This is a genomic window from Pontibacter ruber (assembly GCF_023630205.1).
Taxonomy (GTDB): domain Bacteria; phylum Bacteroidota; class Bacteroidia; order Cytophagales; family Hymenobacteraceae; genus Pontibacter; species Pontibacter ruber.
In genome coordinates this window covers 714092-734712 of record NZ_JALPRR010000002.1, presented here as the reverse complement: position 1 = coordinate 734712, position 20621 = coordinate 714092, and the positions used below count along the sequence as shown (strand labels likewise).

The window sequence follows — 20621 nt, the reverse complement described above, 5'->3', positions numbered from 1 at the left end:
GTTATTGGAGAACATTAAGCTTAAACTCCAGATTATAGTCCGTATCCAGGTTATAATTCGACTCGATCCAGCCTCCTCCAACAACATCATTTCCTTCGTAGAACACAGCAGCCTGGCCCGGGGCAATGGCATGCACACCACGCAGGAAGTGTACTTTCATCTTGTCTCCCTCCTGCTCGATAATGGCCTCTGTACCCGGATCGTTGTAACGCACCTTGGTCACAGTTGGGATCGGTCGATCGATCAGGCTCTCATACTTGCCCATGCTAAGTTTGCCCACCGTCATGGCGTTTTTAGCCAGATCTTCGAAGTTGCCCAACACCACACGGTTCTGATCTTTATCGATGCGGGTTACATACGCCGGGAAGCCTAAAGCTATACCAAGTCCCTTGCGCTGTCCTATTGTATAGAACGGATAACCTTCGTGCTTGCCCACAACCGTACCATCTTCCAGTACAAATTCGCCGCCCGCCACTTTTTCTTCCAGACCTTCTACCCTGCGCTTCAGGAAGTTGCGGTAGTCGTTATCGGGAATAAAACAGATCTCGTAAGACTCCGGCTTGTTCACCAGCGCCGTAAAACCGCGGTCCATGGCCATCTGGCGGATCTCTGTCTTGCGCAGCTTACCCAACGGGAAAATGGTGCGGGCAAGGCTCTCCTGTGAAATACCCCACAGCGCATACGACTGGTCTTTGTGCTCGTCCAGACCTTTGGAGATCACGTAGCGGCCGTTTTCTTCGCGTACGTTGGCATAGTGGCCGGTTGCAATAAAGTCACAGCCCAGCTGGTCGGCACGGCGAAGCAGCGCGTCCCATTTGATGTGCGTATTACACAACACGCACGGGTTAGGCGTACGCCCGGCCATGTATTCCTCCGTAAAGTGATTGATCACATAATCACCAAACTCTTCACGGATATCAATAATATAATGCGGGAAGCCTAACTTAACAGCAATATCACGGGCATCGTTGATGGAATCGAGGCTGCAGCAACCGGTTTCTTTTTTATTACCGCCGCTGGAAGCGTAGTCCCATGTTTTCATGGTCATGCCAATTACCTCATAGCCTTGCTCATGGAGCATCACAGCCGCCACCGAACTGTCGATGCCGCCGCTCATAGCCACCAATACCCTTCCTAACTTACTCATCTATAATGAAAACGTAAATGCTATTTAATATAATTTTTTACAAAGATAGCAACAACATCGCACTAATAAAGATTCAGGTGGTCAAATATTACTTACCTGGCTGCGTTAACCCTAAAGCCCGACACCGAAATGCTTTCAAAAAAATCAGGGAAAAGGTAGCATTGTTTGGCTTTTGGGGTTTACTTTGGATTTCATTAGTTTACAGTTTGTCTTAACTTCTATTAAAGTATAAAATAATATGGGCTTACGTACTTCCGTGATAGTGAACGGAATAAACAACCTGAGTGATGCGCGTTATTGTGCCGGCATGGGCGTGGACATGATTGGTTTTAACCTCAAGCTTGATTCTCCTGACCGTGTTTCGTCTGAAAAACTGAAAGAAATTGTAGGGTGGATTTCCGGGGTGCAGCTGATAGGTGAGTTTGAACGGGCAAAGCCGGACGTGATCAACGAGTACGCAGAAGAGTTTAACCTGAACTACATTCAGCTGGATACCCCGTACCTTATCGATGAAATTGAGGAGATCAGCCGCCCGGTAATACAGAAGGTTTATATAAATAAGGATACTGTAGAAAGCGAGTTGCTGGAGATGATGGAGCTTTACAGCCCGGTGGTAGAGCACTTCCTCATCTACTCTACTGACTTTGACACAATCGACAGCACCAACACAAACCTGCTAAAAAGCATCGCAAAGAAGTACTCCATATACCTGGGTTTTGGCATTAACAAAGACAATGTGAACCAGATCATGAAAACAGTTAAACCAGCTGGTATCGGATTGAGAGGCGGGCACGAGATCAAACCCGGCCTAAAAGACTTTGATGAGCTGCAGGAAATCTTTGAAGTGATAGAAGAATAATTTGAAGTTAGAAAGTTAGAGAGTTAAAGAGTTAGAGGGTTATTTAAGCCCAATATTGAAAATAACTGCTAAATAGAAAATGCCTGCTGAATCACTTCAGCAGGCATTTTTATGTATGTTAAATATTTAACTTTCAAACTTTCTACACCTTAAACTGTACGTACTTGATCGGAATGTTTTCTTCCAGGTAACGCTTTTCATAGGTCGTGTAAATGCCCATGGTGTGCTCCTGCAGGTCAGACTGGTATAGGTCGGAAGTATAAACAAGATCCTTCACAGGTTGCTCCTGCAGCACCTCCAGGGTGAATTCGTAAAGGGGCAGGTTATCCGTTTTAAGATGCACCTTACCGCCCAGCTTCAGAATATGTCTGTATGCATCCAGAAAGCGGGGCGCCGTTAAGCGGCGTTTGATGTCACGGTCGCGTGGTCTTGGGTCCGGAAACGTAATCCAGATCTCGTCAACCTCACCTGCAGCAAAATGCTCGGTTATACCTTCTACATAGGTACGCAGGAAAGCTACATTGTATAATTCTTCTTCCAAAGCCATAGAGCTGCCTTTCCAGATACGGGCTCCTTTGATATCGATACCAATAAAGTTCTTGTCCGGATACAGGCGTGCCATACCAACGGTATATTCACCACGTCCGCAGCCTATTTCCAGTATCAGGGGGTTGGTGTTCCCAAAAAGCTCTTCGCGCCACTTTCCGGCTAACTTACCGTATCGTTCATCTCCTTCCTGCACCACGTTCTCACGTTCGGCAATCACGGCAAACTTCTCTAATTTTGATCTTCCCATTTAGGTTTATAGTTCTTCAATCTCTGCAACCACAAAGGTACTACCTCCGATAAAAATAACCTCATCCGGCGCAGCTTTTGCTTTTGCAGCCTTAACGGCTTCTGCCACTGTAGTATAAGCCTCCCCTGCTAATCCAATGGCGGCTGCCTTAGCGGCTAACTCACCTACCGGCAAAGCCCTTGGAATATTTGCCTGGCAGAAGTAATAGCTGTATTGCTTGGGCAAGAGTTGTAGTATCGTGGTGACGTCTTTATCGTTTACAGCACCGAAAACCATGTGTACCTGTTTGGGGTGTAAGGCTTGCAACTGCGAAAGTATTTGTTTAATACCATCCACATTATGGCCTGTATCGCAAATAGTTAAGGGGTTATGGCTCAAGACCTGCCAGCGGCCCTTCAGCCCTGTGATCAATTTTGTATGGCTTAGTCCTTCTCGAATTGCTTCTTCTGAAATTGAAAAGCCACGCTCCTGCAGTATAGCGATGGTTTGCAACACACCCGGCAGGTTATACTTCTGGTACTGCCCCGTGAGGTCGATCATCAAACGATCGAAGTATAACTTGCCTTCCTTGTACACTTGGAAAACCTGCTTCTCCAGATCACCTTCCTGTAGTTGTACCTGTACATGATCTGTAGCAAAGTATAAAGATGCATGTTCCTGAGCTGCCTTTTGCTCGAACACATGCGCTATGTCCGGTTGCTTTGTACTGATAATTACCGGCGTCTGGAGCTTGATGATACCTGCCTTCTCACCTGCAATGGCTTCCAGCGTGTCTCCAAGCAGTGCCTGGTGGTCGTACCCGATATTGGTGATAAGCGATACTTCCGGGTTGATGATGTTGGTTGAGTCCAGCCTGCCTCCCAAACCGACCTCAATAACGGCAACATCTACCTGCTCGTCGGCAAAGTATTTGAAAGCCAGGGCCACCGTCATCTCGAAAAAAGATGGCTTTACACTTTCAAAAAGCTGTTTGTTCTGCTCAACGAACTCAACAAGGTACTGCTGTGGCAGTTCCGCACCATTGATGCGGACACGTTCGGTGAAAGATTTGAGATGTGGCGAAGTATAAAGCCCAGTTTTATAGCCTGCACTTTGCAAAACAGCTGCCAGCATGTGCGAGCTGCTGCCTTTGCCGTTGGTACCCGCCACGTGTATGGTTTTAAACCGATGCTGTGGCTGCCCCAGCGCGTCGCAAAGTGCAATGATGTTGTCGAGGCTCTTCTTAAAAGCAGCATTGCCGATGCGTTGAAACATCGGCAATTGCTGGTATAAGTAATCAAGGCACTCCTGATAGGTCATTTGGAAAGGTATTAGCGTGATTTGATCACGAAGGTAACAGTACCGGTTGCTCCGGAGCTGTTTCCGTTTCCGCCGGTACGGCTAAAGGATGTTTTTCTTAACTGGTCCTCGTACCACTTTTTAACATGCGGCGAAACGTTGCTCTCAATAGTGCTGATGGATACGATCTCACCGTTCTCATCGATCTTGATGCGGAATTTGATCACACCCGTCTCGTTGTCGTAAGGGTCGCTTTTCGGTTCAATATCGTAGCGCCAGCCTGGCATATCCAATGAACCTCCTGCTCCTCCTCCGGCTTTGCCATAAAGCGCTTTTGCATCCAGCTTGCCTTCCGGTGAGCCTTTATCGCCTACTTTGTTGGCGTCGTCACCGTTGTTGTTGCCTGTAGCTTCGTTAGAGGTTCCGTTTTTGCCGGTGCCGGCAGTACTGGTATTTGGCTTACCCGGGTAAAGCGATTTAGGCTTTTCAGGCTCCTTTTTCACCACTTCCTCTTTTGGCTGCGGTTTAGGCTGCGGTTTAACCTCCTCCTTAACAGCTACAGGTGCTTCAGCAGTCGTTGTCTGTACTTTTGGTGTCTCAACAGGCTGCGGCGGTGTAGGCTTTACAACCGGCTCCGGCTCTGGCAAAGGATCAGGCTGTGTTGGCGCTGGTTTGCTATCCTCAACCTTTTTGGACTCGTTAGGCGTTGCTGTAGTCTGCGTTTCTCCGCTTCCGACAGCATCCATACCAAAGTTAAGCTCAATGCCAAGTTCTTCGGCAGGCGGATCAGGGGCCCGCCACGCCATCACATAAATCAGAAGCAACAGCAGAATAATATGCACTGCCACACTGATGCCGGCTGCAACACGTTTATTCTTCTCCTCTTCTCTTGATAAAGCTACTGACATAGGAAACTTATACTTATTCGGTTGGCACGGTGGCCAAGGTTACTTTCGCTTTAAGGTCTGTAGCAATGCCCGCCACTTTAACCAGGTGCTCTACCGGCACGGTTTTGTCAACATGCAGTACTACTACGCCCTCTCCTTCCTGTGTGTCCTGCAAAAGTGCTGCCAGTTGCGGCTCGATATCTGCAAAAGCTACCGGTTTCTCATTTAGGTAATACTTAAGGTCAGGTGTAATGGTCACGCTGATCTTTTGCATTACGATGTTCGATGTTTTGCTGGATGGCAAGCTAACAGGCAAGCCCGAAGGCGTAACAAAGTTAGAGGTAAGCATGAAAAAGATAAGCAACAGGAAAATGATGTCTGTCATAGACGACATACTGAATTCAGCATTTATCCTGTTTTTCGAGCGAAGATTCATTCTTAAAGCTGTGGTTCTTGTAAAAGATCAAGGAATTCGATAGATGAATATTCCATAGAATGTACGATGCTGTCGATCTTACCTACCAGGTAGTTGTAACCAACATAAGCAGGAAGACCAATGATCAGACCGGCAGCTGTTGTTACCATCGCTTCGTAAATACCACCAGACAAAAGTTTCGGGCTGATAGAGCCTTCTGCCTGCGCGATGGCAATGAACGCCTGGATCATACCTGTTACGGTACCAAGGAAGCCCAGCATGGGAGCAGCACCTGCAATCGTAGCCAGACCAGACAGACCACGCTCCAGACGGCTGATCTCGATCTTACCAACGTTCTCAATAGATGTCTCGATGTTCTTCAGCGGATTACCAATACGGCTGATACCCTTCTCCAGCATGCGTGACACAGGTGTGTTGGCCTGAGAGCAGAGCATTTTAGCTCCTGTGATATCGCCGGCAAGTACCATGCGCTTGATGCGGTCTGTAAAGCCTTCCGGATTTTTAGCAGCTTTTTTAAGCGTAAGGTAGCGCTCTACAAAAATATAAACTGCAGCTAAGGATAGCAGCGCGAGCGGGTACATCGCCCATCCGCCAGCCAGGGCCAGGTCTATCAATGATACGGATGTATCGGCAGCTTCAGCTCCTCCTTCCGCAAGAGCAACGGTTGTATCGGCAGGTACACCGGTAGTGATCTGTAATAAAATAGAATTCATGTTAGTTGTTAAATACCCAAATAGTTTCTCCGAAAGTTTTTCTTAATGCTGGTACAGCTGCCTGCGCTTCTTCTGCCGTTGCAAAGTCTGCTACGGATACTCTGTATAACCTGCTTCCGCGACCTGGTACAAGTACTTTGGCAGCAAAGCCTTTCTGGCCAATTTCGTCGCGATTTTCCTCGGCATTCTTCAGACGTGAATACCCACCTGTAATAACATAAAAACGACCTGTTTTTCTGTTAATTGTCAGGACAGGAGCTTTTGTCTCGGCAGGTGCTTCAGTTACCTTTTCCTCTAGCGTAACCTCCTGATTTACTTCTGCTTGCGCTTCGTTACTTGCAGCTATACTTTCTACTACTTCCTCCTGGGCAGCCAGTAGCGCTGTGCTGTCTTCTACATCCGTAGTTGGTACTTCAGCCTCAATCTCATCTAAGGCTGCAACTGTATAGGCAGGTATGATACGCTCGTAAGCAGTCGCGCGGTCTTCTTCAGAAAAAGGCTCGTAGTCGGTAGCATACTTTGAAGTAAGCTGGCTGTTGTAGGGTTGCCCGGCGTTGAACAGCGATATCGGGTTGAGGCTGCTTAAATTATAATCTGTCTGCAGCGAGAGCAGGTATACGCCCGTTACGGCAATACCTCCCAGCACCAACCCGGCAGTAACATTGTAAATGCGCTTCAGGCGACGGCGCAACAGCATTTTAACCGGTACCGGTTCCTGCTGATGACGTTCCTTGATCAGCGTACGCAGCACGGCAGGCTCCTCTACACGCAGCGGACGGGCCACCAGCTCCGGTAACCCAAAACTATCCTCCAGCAGGTTATCGGCCTCTACGTATTCAAATTCAATGCGACGTTCCGCATTATACTTGAAAAGACCGATGCCTTGCAGCTCAAAGCGGTTTTCGGTATCCAGTTTTACTTTGGCCTGATGCACAAACTCCGCCACCAGCCGCTGGGCCTCCTCGTGCGAAACACCTTTTGCGTGGGCAAACGTGCTGATCAGCAGGCCATCGCTCAGAACGAGTTTTTCGTTAAAAGCGATTCTTTTGGATGGGGGTGCAAGCGTATGCTTTACCGGATTTATCCGTGCAGACACATAACGCGCGATCAGCCCGCCAAAATCCGGTATGATGACGCAATCATGATCATAGAGCAGTGACTTAATGTGCTTGTCAACCATAGGGCACTTTTAGAATGAATAAGAGATACCTCCTATCAGATTTATACTTTTGCTCGGGTAATTTACAAACCTTTCGTACTTCTTGCCAAACAAATTATTGGCCATCACAAATGTTGTGAATTTATTCGAGAATCTATAATCCGCCTTCAGATTCAGGTCCACGATGTTGTCGGTTTCCCGCAGTTCAAATGTACCGTTCGGATTATAAATGCGCCCGAAAGAACTCCCAATATAGTAAAGTTCTGAATTAAACAGAATCTTGTCGAAGAAGTTGTAGGTACCAAAAACGCTGGCCATCAGCTCCGGACGGTGAAACGGTTGCTCTAAACTGGCGGTGTTATACTTGTTATAATCAGCCTTTAAACCAAGCCGGATCTCATCAGAATAATTGAATACTGCCTCGCCGTAAATATTTAAAACATTTGTTACGCCGTCATCATATACCAGCTCAAACTTCGACACATCGTCTTTGGAGTTGTTGTAGAAGTATAAGTTGCGGAAGTTCTGGTAGGCTACACGGCCTGTCAGGTGCACATAGTTGGCCAGGTTAGCCGACATACCGGCATAGATCTCCATGCCTTTGTTGATATCGGCTACACGAACATTTGGTGCCAGGAAAGGATTCTCCTGCGTCAGCTGGTATAAAGTAACCCTTTGCAGATCTCCGCCTAAACCTGCGTAAATCAACAGGTTATTTTTGATTGGCTCCACTCCTACACGAACGGCTGGGTAGATGTTAAACTTACGCGCATCGTTCACCGTGTCGCCGGTGTAGGCAATATTAGCACCCAATGATAACTTCAGAGCACCCAACTGGCGCTCATAGCTTGGTGCCAGCTTAAACAGCGTGCGGTTAACATTGGCAGAATCTTTATGCGAAACAACTGACAGGTCTGCGTCTACCTTAAATCCAGACAGCGTATCGATGCCATACTCGCTGTTGAGTTTAAAGGCAAGGTTTGCCTCGCTCATGTCGTAGCGGTCTTTCAGGTAATCAACTTTAACGCCAGCCTTGTACAGGAAGGGAGTTCCGGCAGAATGATTGTGAAGATACCCGTCCGCAGAAACGCGGTTGAACACTTGCCGGATCGTATCTTTATCCACTAACCCCTGCAGGTCAGGAGAATAACCATAGAAATGGTATTTATCACGCCCATAGTTCAGACGGCCGCCAACGGTCAGGCCCTGCAGGTAGCCCTCGCCGTGCACGCCCAGCGAAGAGTTGCCGGTGCCGGAATTGGCACGGTCTACAGGGCCACGTGAGGAAGAAACATGGCTTACCTCAGCCCCATAAGATGAGTCTTTGCTGCGTTTGTTGTGGAAGTATCCTTTCAGGTAAAGGGTACCGTAGTTACCAAGCCCGGCCTTCAGGTAATTACCATACAATTTGTTCAGCTCGTCCTGCTTGATGGTCAGCACGCGTAACTGCAGTTCGATGTCCTGAGAAGGCAGCTTGTAGTCCATAAAGCGGTAGCGCACGTTCCGTGCACCAGCCTCTGGCGGATTGACCTTAAACTTCTCAAAGTTCCGGGCAGCCTGTGGCAGTTCGATCACACGGTTCTTTTCCACCACGATCTCCGCGTCCTCCAGCTTTGCGCCTTCTCCCCAGCCGCCGGTATTCTGCGCCTGGGCCGTATTCATATAACTATAACCTACACTTAGTACGATTGCCAGCGAGGCTAACTTTAATCTCTTCTTCATGATGATGTTTCTCAGTTGTGCTATACTTCTGATGAATTACTTTTTGCCGTGCAACTACTTGTTTCCGGTAGTATCCTGCGGCGCTGCGCTCGTGTCCTGAGGGGCAGCCACAGAATCCTGTGCTCCGGTGTTTCCGCCCATTTTGGCCAGCTTTTGCTTTGCCTCCTCCACGATCTCCTTAACAGGAGAGTTTTCTATAATGGAGTTGAGCGTTGCACGCGCCTGGAACATTTCGTTCTGAGCCGCATAGTTTTCGGCAATGATCAGGAACGATTTGCCCAGCCAGTAATCGTAGTTAGAGAACTTGTTGTTGAACTCATAGGCAACTTCAACCGACTCTTTATACTTTTTCTGCTTGAACAGAATCTCCGACACCAGGTACTGGGCTTCGGCACCATTCACATCAGAAGCTGCTTTGGCTGTTTCGCGGAACTCCGTCAGGGCCTGCTCTAGATTGCCTTGCGCATAAGTGTTCTTGCCTTTGTAGAGCATGGCTGCGTGCAGTGTGTTAGGAGATGCAGCACTTCCCTGGCTGATCAATTCTTCGGCAATGCGTTTAGACGAAGCGTAATCTTTCATCAGGTAATAGCTCATCATCAGACCATTAAGAGCGGTAGATTGCTCTTTTCGGTTGGTAGCCACATCGCGCAGTCTGCCATAGAAGTTAACTGCCTCGCTGTAGTTTTTCGCTTCAAACTCCAGATCGGCCATTTTCTGTATAGCACGGTTCACATATTCTGACTTATTCTCCGTGATCACCTCTCGCAGGCGCTGCATACCGGCTTCCCTGTTTTTCTCACGCAGGTAAGAATCGGCAAGGAAGTAACGGGCATCGCTGTTGAACGGGCTCTTCGGATAATTCGTCAGGTAGGCTTCTAATTTTGTAATGGCCTGGCTATACTTTTCATTGAAGTATAGCGTCTTAGCTGCTTCGTACTCAATGCTTTCCAAAGCATTGTTGTCCGGGTTAGACGTTTTATACTTTGCCAGGTAAGTATCAAATTCTTCGCTTCTGTTCTGGTTTGCAAGTGCCTCCTGTAAGCTGATGAGCGTACCGCTGGCTACTTTGGAAGATGGGAACTCGTCGAGCACACGCTTGTAGTCGTTGATCGCCTCGTTGTAGCGCTGCAGGTTGGCATAGGCAATACCCCGCTTGTGCAGGGCATTCGGCAACAACTTACTGTCGGTCTGGTTCTGGATCAGTGAGGTAAAGCCTGTGATGGCCGGCTGGTACTTACCGGCTTCAAAATCGATCAGGGCACGCTGGTACTGCGCATCATCTGCATAGCGCGATTTCGGATACTGCGCTAATACTGTCTGAAGGTTTTGGTTTGCCTGTTCATCCTTGCCGTTGATGTTCAGGATCACCCCTTTCTGGAAGTAAGCATAATCCTTGTCCACTGAATTGGAAGCAATTACGCGGTCGTACAGGTTCAGGGCCTCGCCATAGTTCTTGTTTACATAGTAGCAATCGGCAAGACGCAGGGTGGCATCGTAGTAGTTCGCATCGCTTTTCGGCACGGCATCCAAATAGGCGCGGAAATGCGTCAGTGCTTTGTCGTACTGCTTGGTGTTGTAGTAAGCGTAGCCGATGCCATATCGTGACTTAACATAATGATCCGACTTGCCGGCACCACTGTTGCGGAACACGGCGGCATAACTGTTGATCGCATCTTCATAGCGCTGCCCGATAGAATAGGCCTCCCCCTTTACAAAGTGGCTCGAAGCCGTTATTTCCTTGTCGTACGGGTACTGCAGCGATTTATCCAGCATATTCACAGCAGCCGGGAATTTGGCATCGTTGAACAGGTTCACCGCATGGTAGTAGGTTACGCGCTGGTACGTCTGCAGTATGCGGTAACTTTTCTTCGGCATACTCTCAATGTGGCGTATCGCTTCCGGATAGTTGTTCGAGTTGAAGTATGCCTCGCTCAGCAGGTTGTCCACTTCTGCGGCCTGCTCTGAGTTAGGGAAATCTTTGTTGAAGTTGGCCAACGAATTGAAAACCTCACGGAAATTGCCCAGCTCGTAACTCACTTGTGCATACTTGATGGTAGCCGCTTCGGTGATGTCTTTGTCCTGGTCATTTTTGCGGGCCTGGTCAAAGGCGGTCAGGGCAAACTGCTTGTTGCCATCGCGCAGGTAGCTCAGACCTAGGTAATAAGCCGCATTCTGCCCAAGTGCATCTTTTTTAAGCGCCACCTCTTTAAAGTTGGCAATGGCATTCTTGAAGTTATCGTTCTTATAGTCTGTATAAGCGATCTTGTACTGCACCACCGGCTCCAGTTTGCGCTTGCCTTTGGCAAACTGGTCGAAGTACTTGGCAGCTGATTTGAATTCGCCCCGCTGGTAATACGCATCCCCGACAAGCAATGCAATCTCATCGGCCTGCTGTACTTTTGGCGTTTTTGCCAGGGCTGCTTCGCCGTAACGGATTACCTCAAAAATATCGTTCTCCTTGTACAGGATCTCTGTGATCATGTAAGGCACAATATTGGCATACGCCTCGTTCTTTTCAGCAATCAGCAGGTCGGCTTTGGCGGCTGCGTAGTCGCCGTTGCGGTAGGCTATGTAGCCGGCATAGTAGTTGGAAGCATAGGCAAAGCGATGCTCATCTTCCCGGAAACCGGTTGTCTTGTTCTTATCGAAATAGATCTTGGCGTTGGCAAAATCCTTTGTGGCAAAGTAGGAATAGCCCAGCTTGAACTCCAGCTCCTTGTTCTGCTTGATGCTGAGCAGGTGTGCAGGAGCCTGTTTCAGCTTCTCTACCGCATTTTTATAGTCCTTTTGCTCGAAGTAGTACAAGCCCAGCTCGTAATTGGCCAAGGCAGTTTTCGGGTGTGTCGGAAACTTCTTCGTGAAGTTAAGTATAAGTTGCTCTGCGTCCGGGTGCAACAGGTACAAGCCACTCAGTGCATAGTAATACTGGGCATCTGCCGTCTTGGCATCGTCGCCGATCAGTTGGATATACTTGCGGAAAGCCTCCTGAGCGGAGCCATACTTGGCACGGTCAAACAACTCCACGCCTTCATGGAAGTACTTATCCTTCGCATTGAAGACCTGTGTATGCTGCGCCTCCGCCAGGTGCGCCCCGCTTACCAGTACCGATGCAAGCGCTACTTTTAAAGCTATTTTCATAATTTATTCAATCTGCCTGTTTATTCGGCAATGAGATGATTCTTAACACAGATAAAGTGCAACTACAGCAAATTTTCCGGCAATACTGCCCCGGTCAGATGCTGCCATTTTCAAAGTTAATAAAAATTGATAACCTGCTGCTGTCTTTACCATTTTCTTCGCCTTCAGACGGCAATGGGTCTTTCGATACTTATACAATGTATAGGAAAGTCGAAATATTGTATGGCTTCGGAAATAAACAGCGCTTACGAAGCAAGAGCACGCGGAACCGGATGCAATATCTTGAAGACCAACTCCCTCAGGATCTCGGCTTCGGACATATCGCCTCCCGTTATACCTTTCACCTGCAGGTCGGCCACCCGGATGTAGTGAATGATATCGACCACACGGTGTAACGGGTACGCGCGCAGGGCATGCATGTAATCTTTTACTTTCCAGGCCTGCGCTCCTAAACTTTTCCGAAGCCCTGCCTCCGACTTATCGGCTTGCTGATGCAGGCACAGGAGCTTTGTAAAAAAGGAGAACAACAAGTATAAATTCGGGATGAGCGGGTTGTTTTTAGGATTCGCTTCAAAGTAATGGATGATGCGATTCGCCTTCAGGGGATCCTGAGCGATCAGGGCCGACTGCAACTCAAATATATTGTACTCCTTGCTGATGCCGACATTTTCCTGCACCACCCGTTCGTCTATTGCCTGACCGGGCTTCAGGTTGATAAGCAGCTTGTCAATCTCGTTGGAGAGGCGGGACAGGTCAGCACCGATGAACTCGCTTAGCATCACAACTGCCTGAGGCGAAGCCTGTACGCCTTTCGTCTTCAAGTATTGGTTTACCCAGGCAGGCACCTGGTTGTCGTACAACTTTTTGGTCGTAAGCAGCACCGCATGCTTCGCTACAGCTTTGCCCAAGGCCTTGCGCCCATCCAGCGATTTATGCTTGTGGCAAAACACAAGTATGGTAGAAGGCAACGGGTTTTGCAGGTAAGCTTCCAGTTGCTTTACACTTTCCTCCCTTTCCAGATCCTGTATACTTTGCGCCTCTTTTACGATCACTACCTGCCGCTCCGACATCATCGGGAAGCGCTTTGCCTGCAACAAAACAGTAGCCACATCCACGTCTTTGCCATAAATTACCACCTGATTAAATCCTTTTTCATGCTCCTGCAGCGCGTTGGCTTCTATATAGTCAGCAATGAGGTCGATGTAATAAGGCTCCTCTCCTTGCAGAAAGTAGACAGGTGCAAACTGGCGCTTCTTTAGCTGTTCCAGAATGCCTTCGGGTGTATGCGACATAATAAAAAGTAGTGGCGGTATGGGTATTGAAAACAGGAGCACATACGATTTGCCCCCTCTGCAAATTTAAGGCATCAGCAGCAAAGTTTTTAAATAAAACTGAAAGAAAGGGCGCATTACACCATACTGCCTTAGCTTGCTGATGGCAGCATGAACTACGGCAACTCTATCCCTTTGCTACTTGCCTGAAGTATAAGTGCCGGCCTTCGGAAGAAGGCCGGCACTTATACTTATACTTATACTTATACTTATACCTATACTTATACTTATACTTATACTTTAAATCGATAACTGGCTGAACAGCTATGGGTATGGCTTTCAAAAAAAATCAAACTGCAACTTAGTATAATCAACAAAAGCACGGTTACTTATTTAGCGGCGCGCCAACCGCAACACTACAGTCGTGGCCTGGATAGCCGTGTGGCGGGTTGGTGCCGGGAGCCACCTGCGGCTGACTGGTACTTGGTGCTACCGTTGTCGGCGGATTCAGGTTCGGGCGTGCCGGCAGGTTCAGAGGAGCCCCAACCTCAATATCGCAACGGTGGCCCGGCTGGCCGTGTGCAGGATTCAAAGCTACATTGCCTGCAGGCGTACCTTGGCCAGTTGGTTGGGTTACGGTTGCACCTGCAGCAGGCGCGTTACCGGCGTTGTTTTGAACCGGAGTAGTTTTTTTATCTTCCGAACAGCTGATCAGGAACAGCAACGAAGCGGATAAAGCAATGTATGGAGCGATTTTCATATAGGGTTTATCGTTTTTTATCTAGAAGCAGAATCAGTAAAGTTGGTAAATGCTGTTTAACTGATGTCAAAAGATAGCTAAAAACACTAGAAAAGCCAAAATCCTTCCATTTTGCTTCAACATCTGCAAAATGGAAGGATTTTGTTCCTCAATAGCAAATCAAAAGGTTCTAATAAACTGCTTTTTGTAAATCATCCCCGGCGATATCATTCCAGGAATAATAATGGAAGGTCCTGTTCGTTGACATCGCCACGAAAAGACCGGAGCGGAAGGTATCGTTCAGTGGCACATTCGTAATCTCAGAGCCATCACTGTCATCGGCTTCAACCTTCACTATTTTGATCAGTTCGTGCTCATGCGGGTCACCGTTGTCGCCTTCTCGGGGGAAAATATGGAACCGGTTGTTTTGCTGATCCGATACCAGAATGTAGCCGGTATTCTTGTCAACTTTATAGATGGAGATACCTTCCTGATCTTGTTCAAAATCATCGTTAGCAAACAAGGCTAATTGTTTATTTCCCCTGCTTGGTTCAGCGTGATACTTTCTTACTCCTATACCTTCATCAGAGTAGTACACATAGCCCAGTTCATCATCCACGGCAATTGACTCAATTTCCTGCTTGCCACTAAAATCACCAAACTTACGCACCAGCGTTGCTTTCACTTCACCATCCCCATCGTCTTCCAGCAAATATTGCCATAAGTAAGTGCCGTTTGTTGGCCCGTCCTTACGCCCAACTACTACATAGATAGAACCTGAATTGGGGCTCTTGTACAGCGAGATACCCATTGGGTCGCGGTAGCCGGAGCCGCTTTCTCCTTTAAAAACCGCTATGCCACCGTTATCAATTGGCTTCATATCAGGCAAAGAGTAAATGCGAAGCTTACGTGTGTAGCGTTCGGTAACTACTGCAATGTCTACAGGTCGCCCCTCCAGCTTCAACCCATACTCAACGTCCACGTTATTGGGGCGCTCCAAGTCATCTACTACTTTGTCTTCTATAATATTCCCCTTGAGATCAAACACGTACAAGGCGCCGTCAGAATCTTTGTCTGTACCCAAAATCAGGCTTTCAGAAGGATCTTCCGGATTTATCCATATAGCAGGATCGTCTGTATCATGCTCCACCTTGTCGGTTACAATTTCAGGGTCTACCGACTCGATCGAGACCTGTGTAGTGGCCATTTGGGGTTGTACCTCGCTTTCGGGCTCCTGCTTATCGCATGCTTGGGCAGTAACTAAAACAACTGCAAAAAGAAGTTCAAATTTAATTCTCATGGGCAAAAAATTAGTTTATGGTAAAAAAGAGGAGAAAAAGAAGCCCAGGATGTATGAACGATAGTAGCACAGAAGTATAAAATCCGGAGCAAACGGGAGGCAAAATCTTTTTAAAAATGATACAAACCTATCGCTACCATTCTAACTAAGCACCATGGCTTTATGTTACACGCTAAATGGTGAATGCAACCTATACTTGCAGTAGAGCCCCAATAAGTAAGGGTTAAAATTTTACAGGGTAGCTGCCCTACAAAATAGGATTTGTCTATACTTGAAAATCTGGTGCAAACTTGCAGCTTAAATTTAATGCACTTGTCTATACAAGGGTATGCTTAGTATCGGCACAGAAGGCATCGCTGCCAATTGTAATAGAAAAGCTCCTGTTGCAGGCACTTCTGCCTATTCGCTGCTGCGAACTGCCAACTCTTTTTTATATTTGCCGGGAACAGACGATTATAGTTTACATGAATCTTATAGAAGAACTAAGATGGAGGGGCATGCTCCACGATTTCATGCCGGGTACAGAGGAACAACTTGCTTCCGGTATGACTGCTGGCTATATCGGTTTTGACCCTACTGCCTCCTCGCTGCACATCGGCAACCTGGCTACCATCATGCTGCTGGTGCAGTTACAGCGCGCCGGCCATAAACCCCTGGCCTTGGTAGGTGGTGCCACCGGTATGATCGGCGACCCTTCCGGTAAATCTGCTGAGCGTAACCTGCTGGACGAAGAGACCCTGAGAGCCAACCAGGAGGGCATCCGCAAACAGCTGGAGAAATTCCTGGACTTTAACTGCGGTGCCAACTCAGCCGAAATCGTGAACAACTACGACTGGTTCAAGGAGTTCAGCTTCCTGGGTTTCCTGCGTGAAGTGGGCAAGCACCTGACGGTAAATTACATGATGGCCAAAGACTCGGTAAAGAAGCGCATCAGCGCCGACGAGGAAGGCGATCGTGCCGAAGGCCTTTCCTTCACTGAGTTCTCGTACCAGCTCATACAAGGGTACGACTTCTACCACTTGTATAAGAACAAAGGCGTGCGCCTGCAGATGGGTGCATCTGACCAATGGGGCAATATCACGACAGGCACTGAACTGATCCGCCGCATCGACGGAGGCAAAGCTTTTGCCTTGGTAGGCAAACTGGTGACGAAATCAGATGGTACCAAGTTTGGTAAATCAGAAGGCGGCAACGTATGGCTTGACGCTACCCTGACCTCCCCTTACAAGTTCTATCAGTTCTGGCTCAACCTGTCGGATGAGGAAGCAGAAAAACTGATTAAGGTGTATACTTTGCTGCCAAAAGAAGAGATCGACGCACTTACAGAAGAGCACCGTCAGGCCCCACATTTACGCATTTTACAGAAAGCGCTGGCTAAAGATGTTACTATTCGTGTACACTCCGAAGATGACTATATTTCGGCTGTAGAAGCCTCAGAAATTTTATTTGGAAAAGGAGATTTAGAGACGCTACGCAGCCTGCGAGAAGATATTTTGCTCTCGGTTTTCGAGGGAGTGCCTCAGATAGAAGTATCCAGAACCAGCTTCCAGGAAGCTGCCACCGTGAGCGATCTGCTATCGGAAATTACAGGCGGCCAAATCTTCGATTCGAAAGGCGAAGCCAAGCGTATGATCAAGAACGGAGGCGTAAGTATAAATCGCCAGAAGGTGCAGGGTCCCGATGAGGAAGTGAAGTATGACCTGCTGCAACAGAAATACCTGGTGGTACAGAAAGGTAAAAAGAACTACTACTTGATCACTGTTAACTAATTGATTTATAACGTTTACTAAATAAAAAGAGCGATCCAGACCGGATCGCTCTTTTTATTTATACTGATCAATAATCAGATTCGCTTATTTAGCTGCTTTCTTCTCAGAAGTGTTTTTCATGTCCTGAACCTCCTTACGGATGTCCTGAGCCATGTTCTTCAGGTCCTGCATGCCTTTACGAACACGAGTACCAGCGGCTGCATTATTCTTGTCATAGAACTTCTCGAAATCACCCTCAAGTGACATTACCAGGTCCTTCAGTTTGTTAAAATTGTTGTTCATTAGAGCTACTGTTATAGTGAAACATTTAGTTTTATCGCTCTAATATACTAATTAAAAGATAACATGCAAAAATTAAGGAATCTAAATATAATGCGTTTTAACTGAGTTAAGCGGTAACCTGCGAAGGTGAATACAAGCCTTTGTCCAATTTTGCTGCAATTTTTTCGAAAGCCGCAATTGTCTCTTTTACATCATCCAAAGTATGAGCAGCTGTCGGGATCAGGCGCAGCATGATCACGTCTTTTGGCACAACCGGGTACACCACGATCGAGCAGAAGATGCTGTAGTTTTCGCGCAGGTCCAGTGTCAGCTGGGTAGCATCCGGAATCTGGCCGTTCAGGAACACAGGCGTTACCGGCGACTCTGTCGTACCAATGTTAAAGCCTTTCTCACGCAGACCACTTTGCAGGGCATTTACTACCTCCCACAGCTTGTCTTTCAGTTCAGGCTTGGTGCGCAGCAGCTCCAGGCGCTTCAAAGCACCAATTGTAAGCGGCATCGGCAGTGACTTGGCGAAGATCTGCGAGCGCATGTTGTAGCGCAGGTACTCTACTACTTGTTCGTTAGAAGCAACAAATGCTCCGATGCTAGCCATTGACTTGGCAAACGTAGAGAAGTATACATCGATACCATCCTGGCAGCCCAGGTGCTCACCTGTACCGGCACCGGTTTTACCCATTGTACCGAATCCATGTGCATCGTCAACAAACAAACGGAAGTTGAATTTCTCCTTCAGCTTCACCACTTCATCCAGCTTGCCCAGGTTACCAGACATACCGAATACACCTTCCGTGATCACCAGGATAGCACCACCGGTGTTCTCAGCCCAGCGTGTGGCACGCTCCAGCTGTTTTTCCAGGCTGGCCATGTCGTTGTGCGAATACACAAAGCGCTTGCCCTGGTGCAGACGAACACCATCAATAATACAAGCATGCGATTCCGCGTCGTACACGATCACGTCGTGGCGGTCTACCAATGCATCGATAATAGAAACAACCCCTTGGTAACCGAAGTTAAGCAACAGTGCATCCGGCTTCTGCACGAAGTCAGCCAACTCAGACTCCAGCTGCTCATGATAGTTTGTATTACCGGACATGATGCGCGCACCCATCGGCGTAGCCATCCCCCACTCTGCAGCGGCATCGGCATCAGCTTTACGAACTTCGGGATGGTTGGCCAGGCCCAGGTAGTTGTTCAGGCTCCAGGTCAGCACTTCCTTGCCCCTGAACTTCATGCGCGGAGCAATCTCCCCTTCAAGCTTCGGAAATGTGAAATAGCCATGCGCATAGTGTGAGTGGCTGCCTAACGGACCTCTGTTGGTCAACAACTTTTCGAATAAATCCACCTTGTGTAATGATTAAGTTATCGGGATAATTTGAATACTTCTGTTTTGCTTTTTACACTAGTATACAATTACGTATATAATGAGAGGCAAATTTAAGTTTTTACTATATCATAAACAATTTATAGTCTTCGTACCGGAACCTTTTTCTTTGGCTTGCTTTTAAGTCTCGCCTCAATGCATTTTCTTTGAAGACAAATAAAACCATAGCTTCTGCATGAGAAAAATAAACAAGATACTGGTTGCAAACAGGGGTGAAATCGCGCTGCGGGTAATGCGCTCGGCCAAAGAGATGGGTATAAAAACAGTTGCCATCTACAGCGAAGCCGACCGGAATGCACTGCACGTACGCTATGCCGACGAAGCCGTTTGCGTTGGTGGCCCGAAATCTGCCGAGTCGTACCTGCGGGGCGATGTGATCATTGATGTCTGCAAACGCCTGCAGGTAGATGCCATTCATCCGGGCTATGGTTTTTTATCTGAAAATGCAGCCTTTGCACAGGCAGTACAGGAAGCAGGCCTTATCTTCATTGGCCCTTCTCCGGAGGCAATTCAGCTGATGGGAAGCAAGCTGGCCGCCAAGGCTGCCGTAGCCAAGTATAACATCCCGATGGTGCCGGGTACGGAGCACGCCATCACCGATGTGGAAGAAGCCAAGCAGATCGCGCACCATGTGGGTTTTCCGATCCTGATCAAAGCCAGTGCCGGCGGTGGCGGTAAAGGCATGCGTGTAGTCGATCATATTGATATGTTTGAAGAGCAGATGAAGCTTGCCGTAAGCGAGGCTACTTCGGCCTTTGGCGATGGTTCTGTTTTTATTGAAAAATATATCGGTTCGCCACGTCATATCGAAATTCAGGTGCTGGGCGATACCCACGGCAACATTGTGCACCTGTTCGAGCGTGAGTGTTCTATCCAGCGCCGTCACCAGAAAGTGATCGAGGAAGCTCCTTCGGCAGTGCTCACCCCTGCCCTACGCGAAGAAATGGGCCGTTGCGCGGTAAACGTGGCCAAAGCCTGTGATTACGTAGGAGCCGGTACCGTTGAATTCCTGGTAGACGAGAACCTGAACTTCTACTTCCTGGAAATGAACACGCGCCTGCAGGTAGAGCACCCGGTTACAGAGCAGATCACGGGACTTGACCTGGTGAAAGAGCAGATCCTGATCGCAGAAGGAAAAGCCCTGAGCTTCCGCCAGGAACAGTTGCACATCTACGGCCATGCCCTGGAGCTTCGTGTGTATGCCGAAGACCCGGTAAACAACTTCCTGCCGGATATCGGAAGACTCGAAACCTACAAGCGTCCGCAGGGCTTGGGAGTACGTGTAGACGATGGCTTCGAGCAAGGCATGGGCATTCCGATCTACTACGACCCGATGATCGCCAAACTGGTTACCTTCGGGAAAGACCGTAAGGAAGCCATCGAGAAAATGATCCGTGCCATTGATGAGTATGAAATCACCGGAATTGAGACAACGCTTCCGTTTGGCAAGTTTGTACTGCAGCACGAGGCCTTTGTTTCCGGTAACTTCGATACCAAGTTTATTGAGCGCTACTTCTCTCCGGATAAGCTGGCACAAAAAACCGAAGGAGAAGAAGCAGAAATAGCTGCTGTTCTGGCTTCGATGCTGCTGGGCAAAAGCAAAGCCCATGTCGATCATGGCTCTGAACAAGCTGTTACGACTGCCGCTGCTACTTCAAACTGGCGCAAGAACAGGTTAAAATAGTATAACAGCCAACGTATAAAAGAAAGAGGCGCTGCATAACCTGCAGCGCCTCTTTCT

Annotated in this window: 17 protein-coding genes; 3 read left to right on the top strand and 14 right to left on the bottom strand. The window is 48.0% G+C overall.

Features of this window, described 5'->3' with window-relative positions; translation table 11 throughout:
- Position 1: 1 nt before the first annotated feature.
- Entirely contained in the window at positions 2–1147 is a 1146-nt protein-coding gene (gene mnmA, locus MJ611_RS09965; protein WP_250429621.1) for a tRNA 2-thiouridine(34) synthase MnmA, read from the bottom strand.
- 238 nt (positions 1148–1385) lie between these two features.
- Between mnmA and MJ611_RS09960 the strand changes: the two genes are divergently transcribed.
- Positions 1386–2006, top strand: a complete 621-nt coding sequence (locus MJ611_RS09960) for a phosphoribosylanthranilate isomerase (protein WP_250429620.1) — start codon at positions 1386–1388, stop codon at positions 2004–2006.
- A 142-nt stretch (positions 2007–2148) separates the two neighbouring features.
- Here MJ611_RS09960 and trmB read toward each other — a convergent pair whose 3' ends face one another.
- The 11 genes from trmB to MJ611_RS09905 all read right to left on the bottom strand — a co-directional run bounded on the left by trmB (position 2149) and on the right by MJ611_RS09905 (position 15445).
- Positions 2149–2802, bottom strand: coding sequence for a tRNA (guanosine(46)-N7)-methyltransferase TrmB (trmB, locus tag MJ611_RS09955; protein WP_250429619.1), 654 nt, complete (start codon positions 2800–2802; stop codon positions 2149–2151).
- Between the two features lie 6 nt (positions 2803–2808).
- Positions 2809–4101, bottom strand: a complete 1293-nt coding sequence (locus MJ611_RS09950; protein WP_250429618.1) for a bifunctional folylpolyglutamate synthase/dihydrofolate synthase — start codon at positions 4099–4101, stop codon at positions 2809–2811.
- Between the two features lie 11 nt (positions 4102–4112).
- Positions 4113–4988: a hypothetical protein gene (locus MJ611_RS09945; protein ID WP_250429617.1), complete on the bottom strand. Its 876-nt coding sequence runs from the start codon at positions 4986–4988 to the stop codon at positions 4113–4115.
- Positions 4989–5001: 13 nt separating this feature from the next.
- Positions 5002–5403, bottom strand: coding sequence for an ExbD/TolR family protein (locus tag MJ611_RS09940; RefSeq protein WP_250429616.1), 402 nt, complete (start codon positions 5401–5403; stop codon positions 5002–5004).
- Between the two features lie 2 nt (positions 5404–5405).
- Positions 5406–6116 carry a MotA/TolQ/ExbB proton channel family protein gene (locus MJ611_RS09935; RefSeq protein ID WP_250429615.1) on the bottom strand — a complete coding sequence of 237 codons (711 nt, stop codon included), beginning with the start codon at positions 6114–6116 and terminating at the stop codon, positions 5406–5408.
- Position 6117: 1 nt separating this feature from the next.
- Complete coding sequence (locus MJ611_RS09930; RefSeq protein WP_250429614.1) at positions 6118–7296, bottom strand: HU domain-containing protein; 1179 nt, start codon at positions 7294–7296, stop codon at positions 6118–6120.
- Between the two features lie 9 nt (positions 7297–7305).
- Positions 7306–8997: a TonB-dependent receptor gene (locus MJ611_RS09925; RefSeq protein WP_250429613.1), complete on the bottom strand. Its 1692-nt coding sequence runs from the start codon at positions 8995–8997 to the stop codon at positions 7306–7308.
- 54 nt (positions 8998–9051) lie between these two features.
- Entirely contained in the window at positions 9052–12135 is a 3084-nt protein-coding gene (locus MJ611_RS09920; protein WP_250429612.1) for a tetratricopeptide repeat protein, read from the bottom strand.
- Positions 12136–12380: 245 nt separating this feature from the next.
- A complete protein-coding gene (holA, locus tag MJ611_RS09915; RefSeq protein ID WP_250429611.1) occupies positions 12381–13427 on the bottom strand; it encodes a DNA polymerase III subunit delta in 1047 nt (348 codons plus the stop codon).
- A 364-nt stretch (positions 13428–13791) separates the two neighbouring features.
- Positions 13792–14166: a hypothetical protein gene (locus tag MJ611_RS09910; RefSeq protein ID WP_250429610.1), complete on the bottom strand. Its 375-nt coding sequence runs from the start codon at positions 14164–14166 to the stop codon at positions 13792–13794.
- A gap of 169 nt (positions 14167–14335) precedes the next feature.
- Positions 14336–15445 carry a phytase gene (locus tag MJ611_RS09905; RefSeq protein WP_377494909.1) on the bottom strand — a complete coding sequence of 370 codons (1110 nt, stop codon included), beginning with the start codon at positions 15443–15445 and terminating at the stop codon, positions 14336–14338.
- A gap of 464 nt (positions 15446–15909) precedes the next feature.
- Between MJ611_RS09905 and tyrS the strand changes: the two genes are divergently transcribed.
- Positions 15910–17214, top strand: a complete 1305-nt coding sequence (tyrS, locus tag MJ611_RS09900) for a tyrosine--tRNA ligase (RefSeq protein ID WP_250429609.1) — start codon at positions 15910–15912, stop codon at positions 17212–17214.
- 84 nt (positions 17215–17298) lie between these two features.
- Here tyrS and MJ611_RS09895 read toward each other — a convergent pair whose 3' ends face one another.
- Together MJ611_RS09895 and MJ611_RS09890 are read right to left on the bottom strand one after the other, a co-directional pair.
- Positions 17299–17496: a histone H1 gene (locus MJ611_RS09895; protein WP_250429608.1), complete on the bottom strand. Its 198-nt coding sequence runs from the start codon at positions 17494–17496 to the stop codon at positions 17299–17301.
- Positions 17497–17602: 106 nt separating this feature from the next.
- Positions 17603–18841, bottom strand: coding sequence for an aminotransferase class I/II-fold pyridoxal phosphate-dependent enzyme (locus tag MJ611_RS09890; RefSeq protein WP_250429607.1), 1239 nt, complete (start codon positions 18839–18841; stop codon positions 17603–17605).
- 214 nt (positions 18842–19055) lie between these two features.
- Between MJ611_RS09890 and accC the strand changes: the two genes are divergently transcribed.
- On the top strand, positions 19056–20564 hold the full coding sequence (gene accC, locus MJ611_RS09885; RefSeq protein ID WP_250429606.1) for an acetyl-CoA carboxylase biotin carboxylase subunit: 1509 nt from the start codon (positions 19056–19058) through the stop codon (positions 20562–20564).
- The last annotated feature ends 57 nt before the right edge of the window (positions 20565–20621 follow it).

What these genes read in the sequence shown, in the direction of transcription:
- mnmA (WP_250429621.1), bottom strand. Translation starts at nt 1,147, where the DNA reads ATGAGTAAGTTAGGAAGGGTATTGGTGGCTATGAGCGGCGGCATCGAC.
- MJ611_RS09960 (WP_250429620.1), top strand. Translation starts at nt 1,386, where the DNA reads ATGGGCTTACGTACTTCCGTGATAGTGAACGGAATAAACAACCTGAGT.
- trmB (WP_250429619.1), bottom strand. Translation starts at nt 2,802, where the DNA reads ATGGGAAGATCAAAATTAGAGAAGTTTGCCGTGATTGCCGAACGTGAG.
- MJ611_RS09950 (WP_250429618.1), bottom strand. Translation starts at nt 4,101, where the DNA reads ATGACCTATCAGGAGTGCCTTGATTACTTATACCAGCAATTGCCGATG.
- MJ611_RS09945 (WP_250429617.1), bottom strand. Translation starts at nt 4,988, where the DNA reads ATGTCAGTAGCTTTATCAAGAGAAGAGGAGAAGAATAAACGTGTTGCA.
- MJ611_RS09940 (WP_250429616.1), bottom strand. Translation starts at nt 5,403, where the DNA reads ATGAATCTTCGCTCGAAAAACAGGATAAATGCTGAATTCAGTATGTCG.
- MJ611_RS09935 (WP_250429615.1), bottom strand. Translation starts at nt 6,116, where the DNA reads ATGAATTCTATTTTATTACAGATCACTACCGGTGTACCTGCCGATACA.
- MJ611_RS09930 (WP_250429614.1), bottom strand. Translation starts at nt 7,296, where the DNA reads ATGGTTGACAAGCACATTAAGTCACTGCTCTATGATCATGATTGCGTC.
- MJ611_RS09925 (WP_250429613.1), bottom strand. Translation starts at nt 8,997, where the DNA reads ATGAAGAAGAGATTAAAGTTAGCCTCGCTGGCAATCGTACTAAGTGTA.
- MJ611_RS09920 (WP_250429612.1), bottom strand. Translation starts at nt 12,135, where the DNA reads ATGAAAATAGCTTTAAAAGTAGCGCTTGCATCGGTACTGGTAAGCGGG.
- holA (WP_250429611.1), bottom strand. Translation starts at nt 13,427, where the DNA reads ATGTCGCATACACCCGAAGGCATTCTGGAACAGCTAAAGAAGCGCCAG.
- MJ611_RS09910 (WP_250429610.1), bottom strand. Translation starts at nt 14,166, where the DNA reads ATGAAAATCGCTCCATACATTGCTTTATCCGCTTCGTTGCTGTTCCTG.
- MJ611_RS09905 (WP_377494909.1), bottom strand. Translation starts at nt 15,445, where the DNA reads ATGAGAATTAAATTTGAACTTCTTTTTGCAGTTGTTTTAGTTACTGCC.
- tyrS (WP_250429609.1), top strand. Translation starts at nt 15,910, where the DNA reads ATGAATCTTATAGAAGAACTAAGATGGAGGGGCATGCTCCACGATTTC.
- MJ611_RS09895 (WP_250429608.1), bottom strand. Translation starts at nt 17,496, where the DNA reads ATGAACAACAATTTTAACAAACTGAAGGACCTGGTAATGTCACTTGAG.
- accC (WP_250429606.1), top strand. Translation starts at nt 19,056, where the DNA reads ATGAGAAAAATAAACAAGATACTGGTTGCAAACAGGGGTGAAATCGCG.